Raw genomic sequence first — 16,853 nt, forward strand, 5'->3', positions numbered from 1 at the left:
GGCAGTGCGGATAAGCGGACCGTTTGGCGCAGGGAAGCGCCAACCGAGCCTCCACGGATGGATTTACGGCGCGCCCGTGTTCCGCACCGTCCCTTGCTGCCTGCCACTTGCCCCGCAGCGACTTCTGTAACCTGCCCCAAGTCACAGCGGCTTTTCTCCGGCTTCAGAACGCAAAAAAGGGGCGAATCGCTTCGCCCCTTTCTGCACTGCCTGCTTTTGCCCTGCACTGCCTGGCTTTGCCCGCCAGGCTACCGGTAATTCACCATCACTTCATTACTCAGCACGCGCAGCGTCTGAGGCAGCCGACCTTGTCCCTGCACGCCATAGACAAAGTGCAGCGTTTCTCCGGCATGAATATTGGTTAACCCTCGCGTCGCGCCGCTCGCGCCGTCAAGCGGCACGCAACGCCTTTCGGCACAAAGCCAGGCGGCAAAACCGGAAGGCATTGGGCCGGTCAGCTCATAACGCCAGCTGATCTCCGTTATCGCGCCGGTCACCGTCTCCGACGCCTTCAGCGCGGGCGACGTTAACTGCATCCCGCGATTCAGCAATCCCGGCCCCGGCGCGGAGGCGTGCCAGGCGCCGCCGGCAGCCAACGCCAGCTGTGGCAGACAGCACAAAAACAGCAGCGCCTTTTTCATCAATGACCACCGATAGTCGACGTCATGCGGATCTGACGATTATCGGTCAGCTCCAGGTTAGAAATCACCATCAGCTGCGGCAGGTTGCGACGCAGGAAGCGGGCCAGCAGCGCGCGCAACGGATGGTTAACCAACAGCACCGGCGGCGCGCCCAGCGACTCCTGATGCGCCAGCGCGCCCTGCGCCTGCGCCAGCAAACGATCTGCCAGGCCCGGCTCCAGACCGCCGCCGCCCTGCAACGCCTGCAGCAGCAGACGTTCCAGCGTGGTATCCAGTCCGATAACCTGCACTTCGCCGTTGCCCGGATACCACTGCTGGGTAATCGCCCGGCCCAGCGCCACGCGCACTACGGAAGTCAGCTCGTGCGGATCGGTCTGCACGGTCGCGTGCTCCGCCAGCGTTTCAATAATGGTGCGCATATCGCGGATGGAAACGCGCTCCGACAGCAAATTCTGCAACACCTTATGCAGCGTGGTCAGCGTAATCACGCCAGGGATTAAATCTTCCGTCAGCTTCGGCATATCCTGGGTAACGCGATCCAGCAGCTGCTGCGCTTCCTGACGGCCAAACAGCTCGCTGGCGTACTGGCCAATCAAATGGTTCAGGTGCGTAGCGACTACGGTACTCGCTTCCACTACGGTATAACCCTGGATCTGCGCCTGCTCTTTCAGCGCGCTGTCGATCCAGATAGCGGCCAGACCAAAGGCTGGATCCACCGTCACTTCGCCCGGCAGCGTGCCTGCGGCGGTGCCGGGGTTGATCGCCATCCAGCGGCCCGGATAGGCGTCGCCGCTGCCGATTTCTACGCCCTTCATCAGAATACGGTAGCGCGCTGGCGGCAGCTCCATATTGTCGCGGATATGCACCACCGGCGGCAGAAAGCCCATCTCCTGCGCGAATTTCTTACGAATGCTGCGGATACGACCCAGCAACTCGCCATCCTGCGTATTGTCCACCATGGGGATCAGTCGATAGCCGACTTCCATGCCCAGCGTGTCTTCCAGCTGCACATCGGTCCAGGACGCTTCTACATTCACCGGCGTTTCCGCGCTTTTCACCATGCTGCTCTGCGGCATGGCTTTCGGTTTGGTCTCCTGACCGCGCATATACCACGCAAGGCCCAGCAGCGCGGCGGTAAACAGCAGGAACACCAGGTTCGGCATTCCCGGGATCAGACCCAGTAAACCCAGCACGCCTGCGCTCAGCATCATCACGCGTGGATTTTTGAACAGCTGGGTAACCATCTGCTCGCCAACGTCCTGATCGGTCGCCACGCGGGTCACGATAACGCCGGCTGCGGTTGAGATAACCAGCGCCGGGATCTGAGCAACCAGACCGTCACCGATGGTCAGCAGCGTATAGGTTTCACCTGCGTGGCCCACGTCCATACCATGCTGCACCACGCCCACCAGCAGACCGCCGATAACGTTGATGACCATGATCATAATGCCTGCGACGGCGTCGCCGCGAACGAACTTACTCGCACCGTCCATTGACCCGTAGAAGTCCGCTTCCTGGGTGACTTCCGCACGGCGTTTTTTCGCTTCGTCTTCACCAATCAGGCCGGCGTTCAGGTCGGCGTCGATCGCCATCTGCTTACCGGGCATCCCGTCCAGCACAAAGCGCGCGCCCACTTCGGCGATACGGCCAGCACCCTTGGTGATAACCATAAAGTTGATGATAACGAGGATGATAAAGACCACGATACCGATGGCGAAGTTGCCGCCCACCAGAAAGTGCCCGAAGGCCTCAACCACCTGTCCGGCCGCCGCCGCGCCCGTATGCCCTTCCATCAGGATGATACGGGTTGAGGCGACGTTCAGCGCCAGGCGCAACAGGGTGGAGAAAAGCAGAATGGTCGGAAACGCAGCGAACTCCAGCGTTTTCTGGGTAAACATCGCTACCAGCAGCACCATTATCGACAGCGCGATATTAAAGGTGAACAGCAGATCGAGGATGAACGGCGGCAACGGCAGCACCATCATCGCCAGGATCATCATAATCAATACCGGCCCGGCCATAATCTGCCATTGGGTATCTTTCATATTCGGTAAGCGCAACAATGTGGCCAGATTCGCCATCAGTCTTTCTCTCCAGAGCCAAAGTCCAGCGCTTCCGGCACCGGTAAATTAGCAGGTTTTTTCGGGGCCAGGCCGCCTTCCAGCTTCCAGCGACGGAGCTGCCAGACCCAGGCCAACACTTCTGCAACAGCCGCATATAACGTACCGGGAATATGCTGACCAATTTCACTGTGTCGATAGAGCGCGCGCGCCAGCGGCGGCGCCTCCAGGACAGGAATACGGTGTTCTTTACCTAATTCGCGAATACGCAGCGCCACTTCGCCTGCGCCTTTCGCCACCACTTTCGGCGCGCTCATTTTCCGTTCGTCATACTGCAAGGCGACGGAATAGTGCGTCGGGTTGGTCACGATAACGTCCGCTTTCGGTACATCCGCCATCATGCGTCGACGGGCCGCCGCGCGCATCTGCTGACGAATACGCCCCTTAACGTGCGGATCGCCTTCCTGCTGTTTATATTCGTCACGGATTTCCTGGCGAGTCATGCGCAGCCCTTTGTAGTAGCTGTACAACTGCCAGAAAACGTCAAATCCCACCATCGGCGACAGGCCCAGCACCACCAGCACGCAGCACATGGCAATCATGTTCAGCGAGCTGGCCAGCGCGGTATAGGGCGATTCGCTGATCAGGCGCATCATTTCCGGCCAGTTATGGCTGACATACAGCCAGGTCACGCAGCCGACCAGCACCGCTTTCAGAATCGATTTCACCAGTTCCGTCGCGGTCTGCGCGGAGACCAGCTTGGCTAAGCCTTTAATTGGATTCATCTTGCCAACGTCGAACTTAATCGCTTTGCCGCTGATCAGCACGCCGCCCAGCAGCATCGGCGCGGCAATCGCTACCAGCACCAGCCCCGCCATCATCGGCAGCAGCGTATACACCGCCTGCACAAAAAGTCTGCCGATCAGGTGCAGCATCTGGCTGGTATCGCTGACCACCGAGTGGTTGAACACTAATCCCTGAGCCAGCAGCTGACCGATTTTGCGGGCCATGCTTTCGCCGCCCATCCACAAAATACCCAACCCCGCCACCAGCATCAGCACCGAGGTCAGCTCGCGCGAGCGCGGAACCTGCCCTTCTTCTCGTGCTTTTTCAAGTCGGTGGGGGGTTGCGGATTCGGTCTTTTCCTCTTCGCTGTCACCAGACACAGGCTATCCTCAGGGAATTTCTGGAGTACGGAATGAATGCGGTTAGGATGCCAAAAAGGCGCAGGGATGATGCCGCGAGTAAACGCGTAAAAAGGGGGTTATTCAGGTAATAGCAAAAAAGGGCCGATAAGGATCGGCCCTGAGCGGAAGGACAAGCTTAAAACCCGAGGCTGTCGAGCAGGTCGTCGACCTGATCCTGGTTAGCCACCACGCCGGGCGCTTCACCGTTAATCTGCGGGCCGTTTTTCAGGCTGTCCGCATCTTTCTTCGGACGGGCAGGCTGTTCCGGCATGTTTTCCAACAGCACCATCAACAGCTGACGCTCGATTTCCTGGATCACATCCATCATGCGCTTGATGACCTGACCGGTCAGATCCTGGAAATCCTGCGCCATCATGATTTCCATCAGCTGCGCGTTGGTGAAGCTCGTATGCTGCGGCACCGATTCCAGATAACCACGGGTATCCGAAACCAGCGAGCGGGCATCTGCCAGTTCGATAGGATTCTCAAACCACTCATCCCAACGGCCTTTCAGCGCTTTAGCTCCATTCTCCATCTCTGTCTGACGTGGCTGCGCGGCTTCCACACAGTTCAGCGCGCGTTCAGCCGCCTGAGCGGTCATTTGCACTACGTAGTCCAGGCGATCGCGGGCGTCGGGAATGGCTTCCGCCGCTTCAGCAATGGCCTGATCCAGTCCCAGCTCACGCAGGCTGTCGCGCAGCATCCGCGTCAACGAACCAATTCGGGAGATAATGTCGTTCGCGGAAGCCGCGTCGACACTTGGTTTCGGAAGTTCGCTCATCTCGGCTCCTTACATACCCAGCTTTTCGAAGATCTTGCCTAACTTCTCTTCAAGGGTCGCTGCGGTAAAAGGTTTAACGACATAGCCGCTGGCACCCGCCTGAGCAGCCGCAATAATGTTCTCTTTTTTGGCTTCGGCCGTGACCATCAGCACCGGCAGCTTGCCGAGCGTGCCGTCTGCACGAATGGTTTGCAGCAGCTGCAGACCGTCCATGTTTGGCATGTTCCAGTCAGAAATCACGAAGTCAAAGCCGCCGGCACGCAGCTTAGCCAGCGCGTCAACGCCGTCTTCTGCTTCTTCAACGTTATTGAAGCCGAGCTCTTTCAGCAGGTTACGGACGATACGACGCATCGTGTTGAAATCGTCGACCACCAGAAACCGCATATTTTTGTCAGCCATAATTACTCCTGTTTGTGTAGCCCCGCGGGACGGGCGCTGCGTTAGATACGTAATGCCTGTCCGGCGCTAATTTTTGCCAGCATGTGCTGGCTGATTTGGTGGAGATCCACCACTTCACTGGCGCCCCCGAGCGCAATTGCTTCGCGGGGCATACCAAATACGACACAGCTCGCTTCGTTCTGGGCGATGGTCCACGCGCCTGCTTTGTTCATGGTCAGCAGGCCTGCGGCGCCGTCGTTGCCCATTCCGGTCAGGATCACGCCAACGGCGTTGCGACCGGCATACTGCGCGACTGATTTAAATAACACGTCTACCGAAGGCTTATGCCGATTGACCGGCGGGCCGTCGTGCAGTTTCACCTGATAGTTTGCGCCGCTGCGTGCCAGCTCCATGTGCATCGCGCCCGGCGCGATATAGGCATGGCCCGGCAGCACGCGCTCGCCGTCTTCTGCCTCTTTTACCGTGATCTGACACAGCTTGTTCAGCCGTTCGGCAAAAGAGCGGGTAAAACCTGGCGGCATATGCTGCGTAATCATCAGCGCCGGACTGGTGGCCGGCAGCGGCTGCAACACATGCCTGATCGCTTCCGTACCGCCCGTAGAGGCGCCGATTGCGATCAGCTTTTCACTGCTCAGCATTGGCCCGGCTTTCAGCATCACCGGCGCTGGCTGCGACCGACGCACGTGCAGCTTCGCCCTTGAAGCGGCGCGTACCTTATCGGCAATCATCTGGCTGTAGGCCAGCATGCCTTCGCGGATACCCAGCGACGGCTTGGTGACAAAATCCACCGCGCCCAGCTCCAGCGCGCGCAGCGTCACTTCGGAACCCTGGCCGGTCAGCGAAGAGACCATCACCACCGGCATCGGCCGCAGGCGCATCAGCTTTTCCAGAAAATCCAGTCCGTCCATGCGCGGCATTTCCACGTCCAGCGTCAGCACGTCGGGATTGAATTCTTTAATTAAATCGCGAGCCACCAACGGATCGGGCGCCGTCGCCACCATCTCCATGTCCGAATGACTGTTAATAATCTCCGTCATCAGCTGACGCATCAGCGAAGAGTCATCAACACATAACACTTTGATTTTGCCCATTATCTTTCCTTAGTCAGCCCGTAAACCGTCTGGCCTCGCAGGTAAAACTCTTTGCTGATCTGGCTGAAGTTTTCAGAGTGTCCGGCAAAAAGAATGCCGCCAGGTTTCAGCATCGGGACAAAACGCCGCAGGATCTTTTCCTGCGTCTCTTTGTCGAAATAGATCATTACGTTGCGGCAAAAAATCGCGTCGAACGGGCCGGGAACGGCCCACTCGTTGCCCAGCAGGTTGAGCTGGGAAAATGTAATGGTGTTAGCCAGTTCAGGCCGAACGCGCACCATGCCAGCGTGCGGGCCGGTACCGCGAAAGAAGAAGCGTTGCAGCTGCTGAGGCGACAGCGTGCGCAGCTCTTCCTGGCGATAGACGCCCGACAGCGCTTTTTCCAGCACCTGGGTATCGATATCGCTGGCGTGAACCTGGAACTTGCCTGCGCCTAACGTTTCCGCCAGCGTCATGGCGATGGAGTAAGGCTCCTCGCCCGTCGACGCCGCCGCGCACCAGACGTTGAAACTGCCGCCGCGCCGCCTGGCGTGATCGGCCAGAATCGGAAAGTGATGCGCCTCGCGAAAGAACGCCGTCAGGTTAGTGGTCAGCGAGTTGATAAAGGCCTGCCACTCTGCACTGCCGGAATCACTCTCCAGCAGCGCCAGGTAACGACCAAAATCGTCGATGCCTAACGTCCGTAACCGGCGCACCAGGCGGTTATAAACCATCTCGCGCTTATGGTCGGCGAGAACAATGCCGGCCCGCTGATAAATAAGCTGGCTGATGCGCTTAAAGTGCGCATCGGATAACGGCAGGCGCTGTACCATCTGTGACAACAGCGTTGCGTTCTCCGGCGGTGCTACCAACGTCGATTTTTTCATCCAGATCCACCCTGCAAAGTACAGATTAAGGGGTTAAAACAGTGTGTTCCCTGTGGGTCAGTATCCGAGGCGGTTTGCCTTCTCCTGAACCAACCCGAGCGTGCCTGGGCTGCTGCCGCTTCCACTACCAGCGCGGCGTTCTGTTGCTCTGCTTTGCATCGTCCGGTGGCTATGACACTGGCTAACTACAAATTCAGATTGCTTAACTGTTTATCGGCAGCAATTCGATCTTCCTGAGGCCAAATTGCGTTAAAGCCTTATTTTTTACTGCCTGCCGTCTTAATAACCAGCCTCGCGCCGCCCTCCACAGACGGCGGCGCGGGGTTCAGGGATTAGAACGTTTCCCAGTTATCGTTGGAAACCGGGGCGGCCTGCGCTTTCTTCGGCGCGGCGGCAACGGCCATCGGCTTGCTGGTAGCCTGCACGACGCTGTCCTTACGAATGCGGAACACGGCGACGGCCTGGGTCAGACGGCTGGCCTGCACTTCCAGCGCGGCGGCGGCGGCGGCAGATTCCTCAACCAGCGAGGCGTTCTGCTGCGTCACGCGATCCATCTCGGTTACGGCGATGCCGACCTGATCGATACCGCGACTCTGCTCGCCCGATGCGGAAGCGATTTCGCCCATGATGTCGGTTACGCGGGTAACGGCGTTCACAATATCCGCCATCGTTTCACCCGCGCTTTCCACCAGCTGCGATCCGGTATCGACACGCGCCACGGAATCTTCAATCAGACCTTTGATTTCTTTGGCGGCCTGCGCGCTGCGCTGCGCCAGGTTACGGACTTCACCGGCCACGACCGCAAAGCCACGGCCCTGCTCACCGGCACGCGCTGCCTCTACCGCGGCGTTCAGCGCCAGGATATTGGTCTGGAAAGCGATGCCGTCGATCACGCTGGTAATATCGGCGATTTTCTTCGAGCTGCCCGCGATGTCACTCATGGTTTTCACCACGCCGTCCACCACCTTGCCGCCCTTCTGCGCCGTTTCCGACGCGCTCAGCGCCAGCTGCGAAGCCTGACGGGCGTTCTCGGCGTTCTGCTTCACGGTAGCGGTCAGCTGCTCCATGCTCGCGGCGGTTTCTTCCAGCGAGGCGGCCTGCTGCTCGGTACGCGAAGAGAGATCGTTGTTGCCCGCAGAAATTTCGCTTGCGCCGGTATAGATAGCGTCGGAGCCGTCGCGCACGTCGCTGACGGTACGCACCAGCGACTGCTGCATATCGCGCAGGCTTTCCGCCAGCAGAGTCATTTCGCTACGGCCTTCCACTTCGATGGTCTGCGTCAGGTCGCCGCTGGCGATGTGACGAATGTGCTCGATATTGCTGTTCAGCGGCAGCAGCAGCAGTTTACGGATGCCGCTCCACGCCAGCGCGATGACCGCAGCGGAAACCAGCAGCACGCCCAGCAGCAGCCAGATAGTCTGGTGGTAAGCGTCTTCATTGGTTTTAATACCCTGCGCCGTCAGCTGATTAACCACTTCCAGCCAGTGGTTATAAGCCTGCTGGAACTGTTCCTGATAGCTTTGGGTCGGCTGCGCGACGAAGTCGTCAAAACGGCCGGTTTCCATCATCACAATCAGCTCGGAAAGCGCGGTGTGGAACTGCTTGTAGTTAGCCAGCAGCGTCTGCACGTCCTCCGCTTTTTTCCCGTCTTCGGTCAGCGTGGCGTTGAACACCGCCAGGGATTTATCGGCAGCGGCCAGGTCGGCCTTTGCCTGCGTCATCAGATCGGTGGCAGAGGTGCCCGCGCCCGATTTGCTGACATCCTGCAGGTAACGAATACCGGCGCGGTTCAGCGTGTTGCGTGCCTGCACCAGCGACACCCATGAGTTGCCCATGGACTGTTGCAGGATGCGCATCTGCTGACTTAATTCAAAATTCTGTTTGTCGCTGTGCACGGCTTTGAAGAACAAACCGCCGGTCCCCAGCTGCAATACAGCAAACAACACCAGCACGCTCACCAGGCCGGTCACTACTTTTATACTCTTGAACATAACTACCTCAGTTGGGGGCTATTTGTTTTAGTTATCGGCAGACGCGGGGGGATCTTTATTGAGCTGTAGGGCGCTTTCCGGAAAGCACTACAGGGCTGTGCCGATGTGTCTGGTTCATGCAGAACGGCTGGTTAATTGTTTTGGAAAACCTCTGCCAGGCACGATTTCCTGCCGGTATCGGCAGCCAGAAAGGTGGCTTGTGGCGACGGCTTCCTTCTACCCGCCTCGCGACGGCTAAAAAGAAGCCCGCTCGGGCACGGTGCCGGAGCGGGCTGATTAACATGCTGTTAAGGATTAAGCGCTTGTGCTCTTTACTTAAAACGTTTCCCAGTTGCCTTCTTCAGCGCCTGGCGCGGCGGCTTTACGCAGCGCGGGCTTCAGCGTACGCGGCGCAGGTGCAGCGGCACGAGCGGCCTGTTCTTTGCGTACGCGGAACACGGCAACGGCCTGAGTCAGACGGCTGGCCTGATCTTCCAGCGCTGCGGCGGCCGTGGCGGACTCTTCCACCAGCGAGGCGTTCTGCTGCGTCACGCGATCCATCTCGGTTACGGCGGTGCCAACCTGGTCGATACCGCGGCTCTGCTCGTCGGAAGCAGAGGCGATTTCACCCATGATGTCGGTCACGCGGGTAACGGCGTTGACGATATCGTTCATGGTTTCACCGGCGGTGCCCACCAGGACGGAACCGCTGTCCACGCGCGCCACGGAATCTTCAATCAGGCCTTTGATTTCTTTGGCGGCCTGCGCGCTGCGCTGCGCCAGATTACGGACTTCACCGGCCACAACCGCAAAGCCACGGCCCTGTTCGCCGGCACGCGCTGCCTCTACCGCGGCGTTCAGCGCCAGAATATTGGTCTGGAAGGCGATGCCGTCGATCACGCTGGTAATATCGGCGATCTTCTTCGAGCTGCCCGCGATGTCGCTCATGGTTTTCACCACGCCGTCCACCACCTTGCCGCCCTTCTGCGCCGTTTCCGACGCGCTCAGCGCCAGCTGCGAAGCCTGACGGGCGTTTTCGGCGTTCTGCTTCACGGTAGCGGTCAGCTGCTCCATGCTCGCGGCGGTTTCTTCCAGCGAGGCGGCCTGCTGCTCGGTACGGGCAGAAAGATCGTTGTTGCCCGCCGCGATTTCGCTTGCGCCGGTATAGATAGCGTCGGAGCCGTCGCGCACGTCGCTGACGGTACGCACCAGCGCCTGCTGCATCTCTTTCAGGCTGTTGGCCAGCTGCGCCATTTCGTTACGGCCTTCCACTTCAATCGTGTGGGTCAGGTCGCCGCCGGCGATATGGCTGATGTGCGCGATATTTTCCTGCAGCGGCTTGATCAGCACGGAACGCAGACCGACCCAGCACAGCGCGATCAGCGCGACAACCAGCGCCATGACCGTGCCAATCACCCACAGCATTTTGGTATAGGCGCTTTCGTTATCCGCCACGCCTTTCGTGGTCAGCACGTTCTGCGCGTTACGCCAGGCCTGGTAGGCATCCTGCATATCGTTCTGCTTCTGCTCGATATTCATCTTGAACATCTCGGCCAGCTGCCTGTTTTCCATCAGCGTCACCATCTGGCCCAGCGCTTTGGAATAGGTTTCGTAATTTTTTTCTAACGCTTCGGTGATCAGCGGATCCATCCCTTTGGTATTGGGAATGCCCTGGTAGCGCGCATAAGATTTATCAGCATCAGCCAGCAGCGATTTGCTCTGGTTGCTGATATCGGTCAGCGAGGCGCTGTTAATGCTGTTGGCCGTTTCGCTTTGCAGGCGCAACATGCCGCGGTTAATGCTAATACGGGTCTGATTTAGCGCAACCCAGGCGTCAGTAAAAGCGGCGACGTTCTCACTGGAGTTCTGAGCAATAGAAAAGTTAGTTTTATCGCTGGTCAGCGCGTTAATAAATAATCCGCCCGCCAACAATTGGAGTGAGCCGAATACCAGCAGCACTAACAGCAGGCTGGTGACGACCTTAATGCGTTTAAACATAGGGTACCCTTGGTAGAAGTAAAATGAATCAACACCGAATATATCGGCGTAAATTAATGGAACTTTATGTGCGCCCGAAACAGATTTACTGAAGTGATACTTTAATAACTAAATTAATTATCCAGCCGCAAGACTTTATTCAAACCATAAAAAACACCCTGCCAGCATAATACCAACAGGGTGCCTGATACTTTATTTAAGGCGGCAATTACGCGCTGCGCAGCGTATCCATCAGCGCCATCTCTTCGCTGTTCAACAGCTTCTCGATGTCGACCAAAATCAGCATGCGTTCGCCCAGCGCGCCCAGGCCGGTCAGGTATTCGGTCGACATGGTGACCGCAAACTCTGGCGAAGGACGGATCTGATCGGTGGTCAGCGACAGCACGTCGGACACGCCGTCAACCACGATACCAACCACGCGCTGCTCAAGATTCAGTACGATCACCACGGTATTATCGTTATAAACCACATCCGGCTGCGCGAATTTAATACGCAGGTCGATAATAGGCACGATAACGCCGCGCAAATTAGTGACGCCTTTAATAAAAGCAGGCGTGTTGGCGATGCGGGTTACCTGATCGTAACCACGGATCTCCTGCACTTTCAAAATATCAATGCCGTATTCTTCGTCACCCAGCGTAAATACCAGGAACTCCTGGCCTACGGTTTCGCCAGCGAGTTTAGTGACAGTTGCCATTCCAGTCATAGTTCTACCCTTAATCGGTTAAAGTCAGGCTGCGGCTCCCGCCACACGCTTTTCACGGTTGAGAGACTGCAGAGCCGACACGTCGACAATCAGCGCCACGCTGCCATCACCCAGGATGGTCGCTGCCGAAATGCCCGGTACTTTGCGATAGTTGCTTTCAAGGTTTTTGACCACCACCTGGTGCTGGCCAATCAGCTGGTCCACCAGCAGCGCATAGCGTTTGCCCGCGCTTTGCAGGATCACCACGATGCCCTGAGTCGCCTCGGTTTTCGCGCCCTGCACATCAAAGACATTCCACAGCTCAACCAGCGGCAGGTATTCGCCACGGACTTCCAGCACGCGCTCGCCACCGGCCAGCGGGTGCAGATCGTCAGCCAGCGGCTGCAGAGATTCCATTACCGCGTTCAGCGGCAGAATAAAGACTTCGTCAGCGACGCGAACGGACATGCCGTCCAGGATCGCCAGCGTCAGCGGCAGCAGGATACGAATGGTCGTGCCCTTGCCCTGCTTAGAGGCAATTTCTACGTGGCCGCCCATCTCCTGGATGTTACGTTTCACCACGTCCATGCCCACGCCACGCCCGGAGACGTCGGTAACCTGCTCGGCGGTGGAGAAGCCCGGCGCGAAAATCAACATGCCTACTTCTTCATCGCTCATCGCGTCGCTCACCGGCAGGCCGGAAGAAAGCGCTTTCGCCAGGATACGTTCGCGGTTCAGACCGGCGCCGTCATCGATCACTTCGATACAGATATTGCCGCCCTGGTGCTCTGCAGAGAGCGTCAGGTTGCCGACGCCCGATTTCCCGGCCGCCACGCGTTTTTCCGGCGATTCGATGCCGTGATCCAGACTGTTACGCACCAGGTGCGTTAACGGGTCGATAATGCGTTCGATCAGGCTCTTGTCCAGCTCGGTGGAGCTGCCCAACAGCGTCAGTTCAACTTCTTTACCCAGCTTGCTGGCCAGATCGCGCACCAGGCGTGGGAAGCGGCTGAAGACATATTCCATCGGCATCATACGGATGGACATCACCGATTCCTGCAGGTCACGGGCGTTACGCTCCAGCTGGCCCATGCTGTTCAGCAGGTCGCCATGCGCTACCGGATCCAGCTCGTTGGAACGCTGGGCCAGCATGGACTGCGTGATCACCAGTTCGCCGACCAGGTTAATCAGCTGATCGACCTTTTCAACCGCTACGCGGATGCTGGTGGATTCGCTGGCTTTGGCCGCCGCCGGTTTTTTGGCCGCTTCACGTTTGGCCGGAGCCGCCGCTTCTGCTACCGCAACGGGCTGAGGAGCTGGCGCATGCGCTTCTTCCACGGCAGCCGGCGCGGCTTCTGTCACGGCAGGAGCCGACGACGCATCCAGGAATTTGATCTGCGATTCTTCAATCACAAAGCAAAGCACGGCGACGATATCGTCCTGACCGACCGAGGAATCCAGCGTGACCTCTACCGAGGTTTCGCCTTTGATCACGTCGGTGACGGTGCCCAGATTGCCCAGCTCTTCCAGCATCAGCGGGATTTCAGTGGGTTTCAGGTTCACCAGCGCCATCCGCAGGCCGGCCGGAGCCGGAGCAGCGGCAGACGCGGCCGGCGCCGCTACGGCTACGGGCGCGCTTTCGCCTTTGGCTTCCAGCGCCAGCTGACGCAGCGCCTGACAGATATATTCAAAGGTTGCAGCGTCCGGCTCGGTCGCGGTTTTATAGGCATCCAGCTGTTCCTGCATAATATCTTTGGTTTCCAAAAACAGGTTGATGATAGGCGTGCTTAGCTGCATTTCGCCGCGTCGCGCACCGTCAAGAATGTTCTCCAGGATGTGCGTGGTTTCCTGTAATACAGTAAAACCAAAGGTGCCCGCGCCGCCTTTAATGGAGTGGGCCGCACGGAAAATAGCGTTAAGCTGCTCCGCATCCGGTTCCTGCGGGTCTAACCCCAACAGGTGTTGTTCCATGTCGGCTAACAATTCGTCAGCCTCATCGAAAAACGTCTGATAAAAATCGCTGATATCCATGCTCACGGTATCACCTCTGCTGTGAGTCGCGATCGGTCTGGGCCGCTGGCACAGGCGATGCTGGTGTTAAAGTTGGTGCTGCCTGTTCGCCTGGCGGCTCGGCCGGGTTTGGTTTTTTTGCGGCATCGCCCGGAACGGACGGTGCCACGATTTGCTGTAATGCTGCCGGCTCGCTGTCGCTGATCTGTACCGCGTCGCTTTCCGAGTTCTCTTTCTCAATCTGCGCTTCGGTGTCATGGTTCAGCACCAGCAGGCTGATACGGCGGTTGACGGCGGCGTCGCCGCCACGGTTCTTCAGCTTCATGGTGTCGGCCATGCCCACCACGCGCAGCATTTTGTCGCTGGCCAGCCCGCCGATAATCAGCTCCCGCCGCGAGGCGTTGGCCCGGTCGGCCGACAGTTCCCAGTTGCTGTAGCCGCGCAGGCCGTTAGCGTACTGAATATCGTCCGTATGGCCTGCCAGGCTGATCCTGTTCGGAATATCGTTCAGGATCGGCGCAATGGCCCGCAGGATATCGCGCATATAAGGCTCGACGTCCGCGCTGCCGGTTTTAAACATCGGTCGATTCTGGCTGTCGATAATCTGAATGCGCAGGCCCTCTTCCACCATGTTGATGATCAGGTGCGGGCGCAGCGCCTTCAGACGCGGATCGGCTTCAATCAGCTGATCCAGCTTTTCGCGCAGACGGTTTAAGCGGATATCGTCCAGCTTGCGTTTCTCCGCGTCCATATCGATAACCTTGTGCACTTCGCCTTTCTGCTGGCTGGGATCCATACCGCCGCCAGGAATAACGCTGGTGCTTTCGCTGGTTTTGGTGCCGCCGGTGATAGCCACTCGCAGCGGCGTCTTAAAGTAATCGGCAATCCCCGCTAATTCCTGAGGCTTGGCGATCGCAATCAGCCACATCACCATGAAAAAGGCCATCATCGCGGTCATAAAGTCGGCATAGGCAATCTTCCAGGAGCCGTGGCCGCCCGCGTGCGCGGAATGCTTTTTCTTCTTAACCAGGATAATCGGGTGATTGTCGTTCTTCATGCGTCCTGACCTTTCGCCGGCGATTTCGCGTTACGAACGTGCTCTTCCAGCTCAGAGAAGGATGGCCGCTCGGTGGAGTACAGCGTTTTACGGCCAAACTCAACGGCGATCTGCGGCGCATAGCCATTCAGGCTGGAAAGCAGCGTGACCTTGATACACTGCATCATCTTGGTGGTTTCAGCACATTTCTGACGCAGCAGTCCGGCCAGCGGGGAAATAAACCCGTACGCCAGCAAAATACCCAGGAAGGTACCGACCATCGCGTGAGCGATCAGCTCGCCCAACTCGGCTGGCGGACGATCTGCCGACGCCAGGGTGTGCACCACGCCCATCACCGCCGCCACGATACCAAACGCGGGTAAAGAGTCGCCTACCGTACCGATAGCCGTAGCCGGTACGTCACATTCGTGTTCGTAGGTTTCAATCTCTTCATCCATCAGGGCTTCGATTTCAAATGCGTTCATATTGCCGCTCACCATCAGTCGCAGATAATCGGTGATAAAGTCCACCAGTCTTTTATCGGCAAGGATGCGCGGGTAATTAGCAAAAATTTCACTTTCCTGCGGACTTTCAATATCGGCTTCCAGCGAGAGCATCCCCTGCTGGCGCGATTTGGCCATCAGGCGATAAAGTAACGCCATCAGATCCATATAAACCGCTTTATTGTATTTCGAGCCTTTCATCAGCAGCGGCATCGCTTTTAACGTTGCTTTAATTGCCTTGCCGTTATTGCCCGCTAAAAATGCGCCAATGCCCGCTCCGCCGATAATTAACAGCTCGGAAGGTTGATAAAGCGCGCCCAGATGTCCGCCTACCATTGCGTAGCCGCCCAACACCGACCCGAGAACCAGGATATACCCCAAAATAACTAACACAATAAATCCTTACGTCTGGCGACGTGTGGGTTAAAGATGAACCGGATTAGGTCAGGTTTATTCCGTCGCGTGGGCAAAAAAAAAGCAGCGGTATTTAACCGCTGCTGGATTCACTCCACGTGGCGAACATTAAACGGCAAGTTTTACCTGTTCATCCAGCAGTTGTGAAATGTTATCGGCAGGTTCTGCGATAAGTTTACGTCTTTTTACCGCACGAGAAGGCGGCTGGCACAGGCTGCAAACAAAGCTGCCGACCGGCTGGTGCGCGTGGTTAATAAAGCTTCCGCCGCAGCATTTGCAGTCGGAAAGCTCCAGCATGCCGCTCTCAACAAACCGGACTAAGGTCCAGGCGCGGGTGAGCGCCAACAGCGGGCCTTCGTCCTGTTGCGGGCATTGCTCCAGGTAGAGACGGTAGGCTTTAATCACCGCGTCCACACCGGTGCTCAAACCGCTTTTGAGTAAAAACTGCCAGGCGTTACAGAACATAGAAGAGTGAATGTTCTGTTCCCAGGTCATAAACCAGTCGGTAGAAAAAGGCAGCATGCCTTTTGGCGGCGGGCTGCCGCGCAGTTCTTTATAAAGTTTAATTAAGCGGCCGCGACTTAGCTGCGTTTCGCTTTCTAACATTTGCAGGCGAGCGCCTAAAGTAATTAATTCAATCGCCAGCTGAATATCACGCGCTTCCTGAACAATACTTTTTTCACTCATTAACTCGCCCTCTTTTTCGGCAGTTCGTCATTTTTAGCTGATGCATTACGCAATAAACGGCTGGATAACAAAATGCCGGTGTGGATTTGCTGCAAATCATCCACGCGAGATTCCTGAGTTAAGCGATTAATCGTTACGTGATCGGTAAAGCGAAACTGGCATATCAGCTGATTTGTCTCGGCCAGCTTCACCATTTCTGGCAGCGTTAAGTGAGCGAGCGCATCGGCCATCTGCTCATCAATGCCCAGACGAAACATTGCTGAGGCTTTTTCCTGATTAATAAGGCGTTGAGCAAGTAATAAATAAGACAAGTTGATATCGTAAATATTTTTTAGTAATTCTGATGTACCCATTTTTATCCGTCCTGACTGACACGACTTAAACGTTGGCGGATTGCGCCGCTACCTTTGTTGCTGCTGGTAAATCTTATTGTGGCAAAAAATTAAGTGGCAAAAGCCAAACGTTCGCGAAGCTCCAGGCGGCCCTGAAAGCGGCCTGCAGAAAGTAGTCATTAACTCATTTTGC

15 protein-coding genes are annotated in these 16,853 nt (G+C 57.2%); all 15 read right to left on the bottom strand.

Annotation, left to right across the window (positions count from 1 at the left end):
• Positions 1–248 precede the first annotated feature (248 nt).
• The 15 genes from ACA373_RS06390 to flhD all read right to left on the bottom strand — a co-directional run bounded on the left by ACA373_RS06390 (position 249) and on the right by flhD (position 16,681).
• Positions 249–641 (bottom strand): flagellar protein FlhE, encoded by a 393-nt coding sequence (locus tag ACA373_RS06390; protein WP_301252233.1) that lies wholly within the window; start codon positions 639–641, stop codon positions 249–251.
• Entirely contained in the window at positions 641–2,722 is a 2,082-nt protein-coding gene (flhA, locus tag ACA373_RS06395) for a flagellar biosynthesis protein FlhA (RefSeq protein WP_369894558.1), read from the bottom strand. Before flhA ends, ACA373_RS06390 begins: the two co-directional genes overlap by 1 nt.
• Positions 2,722–3,867: a flagellar biosynthesis protein FlhB gene (gene flhB / locus ACA373_RS06400; RefSeq protein WP_253460665.1), complete on the bottom strand. Its 1,146-nt coding sequence runs from the start codon at positions 3,865–3,867 to the stop codon at positions 2,722–2,724. Before flhB ends, flhA begins: the two co-directional genes overlap by 1 nt.
• Before the next feature lie 157 nt (positions 3,868–4,024).
• Complete coding sequence (gene cheZ, locus ACA373_RS06405; protein WP_125287937.1) at positions 4,025–4,669, bottom strand: protein phosphatase CheZ; 645 nt, start codon at positions 4,667–4,669, stop codon at positions 4,025–4,027.
• A 9-nt stretch (positions 4,670–4,678) separates the two neighbouring features.
• Entirely contained in the window at positions 4,679–5,068 is a 390-nt protein-coding gene (gene cheY, locus ACA373_RS06410) for a chemotaxis response regulator CheY (protein ID WP_034935773.1), read from the bottom strand.
• 41 nt (positions 5,069–5,109) lie between these two features.
• Positions 5,110–6,159 (bottom strand): chemotaxis response regulator protein-glutamate methylesterase, encoded by a 1,050-nt coding sequence (locus tag ACA373_RS06415; RefSeq protein ID WP_253460662.1) that lies wholly within the window; start codon positions 6,157–6,159, stop codon positions 5,110–5,112.
• The gene (gene cheR / locus ACA373_RS06420; protein ID WP_253460659.1) at positions 6,159–7,025 is read right to left on the bottom strand and encodes a protein-glutamate O-methyltransferase CheR; all 867 of its coding nucleotides are present in this window, start codon (positions 7,023–7,025) and stop codon (positions 6,159–6,161) included. Before cheR ends, ACA373_RS06415 begins: the two co-directional genes overlap by 1 nt.
• Positions 7,026–7,357: 332 nt before the next feature.
• Entirely contained in the window at positions 7,358–9,016 is a 1,659-nt protein-coding gene (locus tag ACA373_RS06425) for a methyl-accepting chemotaxis protein (protein ID WP_253460655.1), read from the bottom strand.
• 315 nt (positions 9,017–9,331) lie between these two features.
• On the bottom strand, positions 9,332–10,993 hold the full coding sequence (locus ACA373_RS06430; RefSeq protein ID WP_253460652.1) for a methyl-accepting chemotaxis protein: 1,662 nt from the start codon (positions 10,991–10,993) through the stop codon (positions 9,332–9,334).
• Positions 10,994–11,201: 208 nt separating this feature from the next.
• Positions 11,202–11,699 carry a chemotaxis protein CheW gene (gene cheW, locus ACA373_RS06435; protein WP_125287941.1) on the bottom strand — a complete coding sequence of 166 codons (498 nt, stop codon included), beginning with the start codon at positions 11,697–11,699 and terminating at the stop codon, positions 11,202–11,204.
• A gap of 24 nt (positions 11,700–11,723) precedes the next feature.
• Positions 11,724–13,709: a chemotaxis protein CheA gene (cheA, locus tag ACA373_RS06440; protein ID WP_370734458.1), complete on the bottom strand. Its 1,986-nt coding sequence runs from the start codon at positions 13,707–13,709 to the stop codon at positions 11,724–11,726.
• A gap of 10 nt (positions 13,710–13,719) precedes the next feature.
• On the bottom strand, positions 13,720–14,745 hold the full coding sequence (gene motB, locus ACA373_RS06445) for a flagellar motor protein MotB (RefSeq protein ID WP_253460650.1): 1,026 nt from the start codon (positions 14,743–14,745) through the stop codon (positions 13,720–13,722).
• Complete coding sequence (motA, locus tag ACA373_RS06450) at positions 14,742–15,620, bottom strand: flagellar motor stator protein MotA (RefSeq protein ID WP_125287943.1); 879 nt, start codon at positions 15,618–15,620, stop codon at positions 14,742–14,744. The genes motB and motA overlap by 4 nt, the downstream gene beginning before the upstream one ends.
• 129 nt (positions 15,621–15,749) lie before the next feature.
• Positions 15,750–16,328: a flagellar transcriptional regulator FlhC gene (flhC, locus tag ACA373_RS06455; protein ID WP_125287944.1), complete on the bottom strand. Its 579-nt coding sequence runs from the start codon at positions 16,326–16,328 to the stop codon at positions 15,750–15,752.
• The gene (gene flhD, locus ACA373_RS06460) at positions 16,328–16,681 is read right to left on the bottom strand and encodes a flagellar transcriptional regulator FlhD (protein WP_253460647.1); all 354 of its coding nucleotides are present in this window, start codon (positions 16,679–16,681) and stop codon (positions 16,328–16,330) included. The genes flhC and flhD overlap by 1 nt, the downstream gene beginning before the upstream one ends.
• Positions 16,682–16,853: the final 172 nt, after the last annotated feature.

The organism is Erwinia sp. STN24 (assembly GCF_041320675.1).
GTDB classification, from domain to species: domain Bacteria; phylum Pseudomonadota; class Gammaproteobacteria; order Enterobacterales; family Enterobacteriaceae; genus Erwinia; species Erwinia aeris.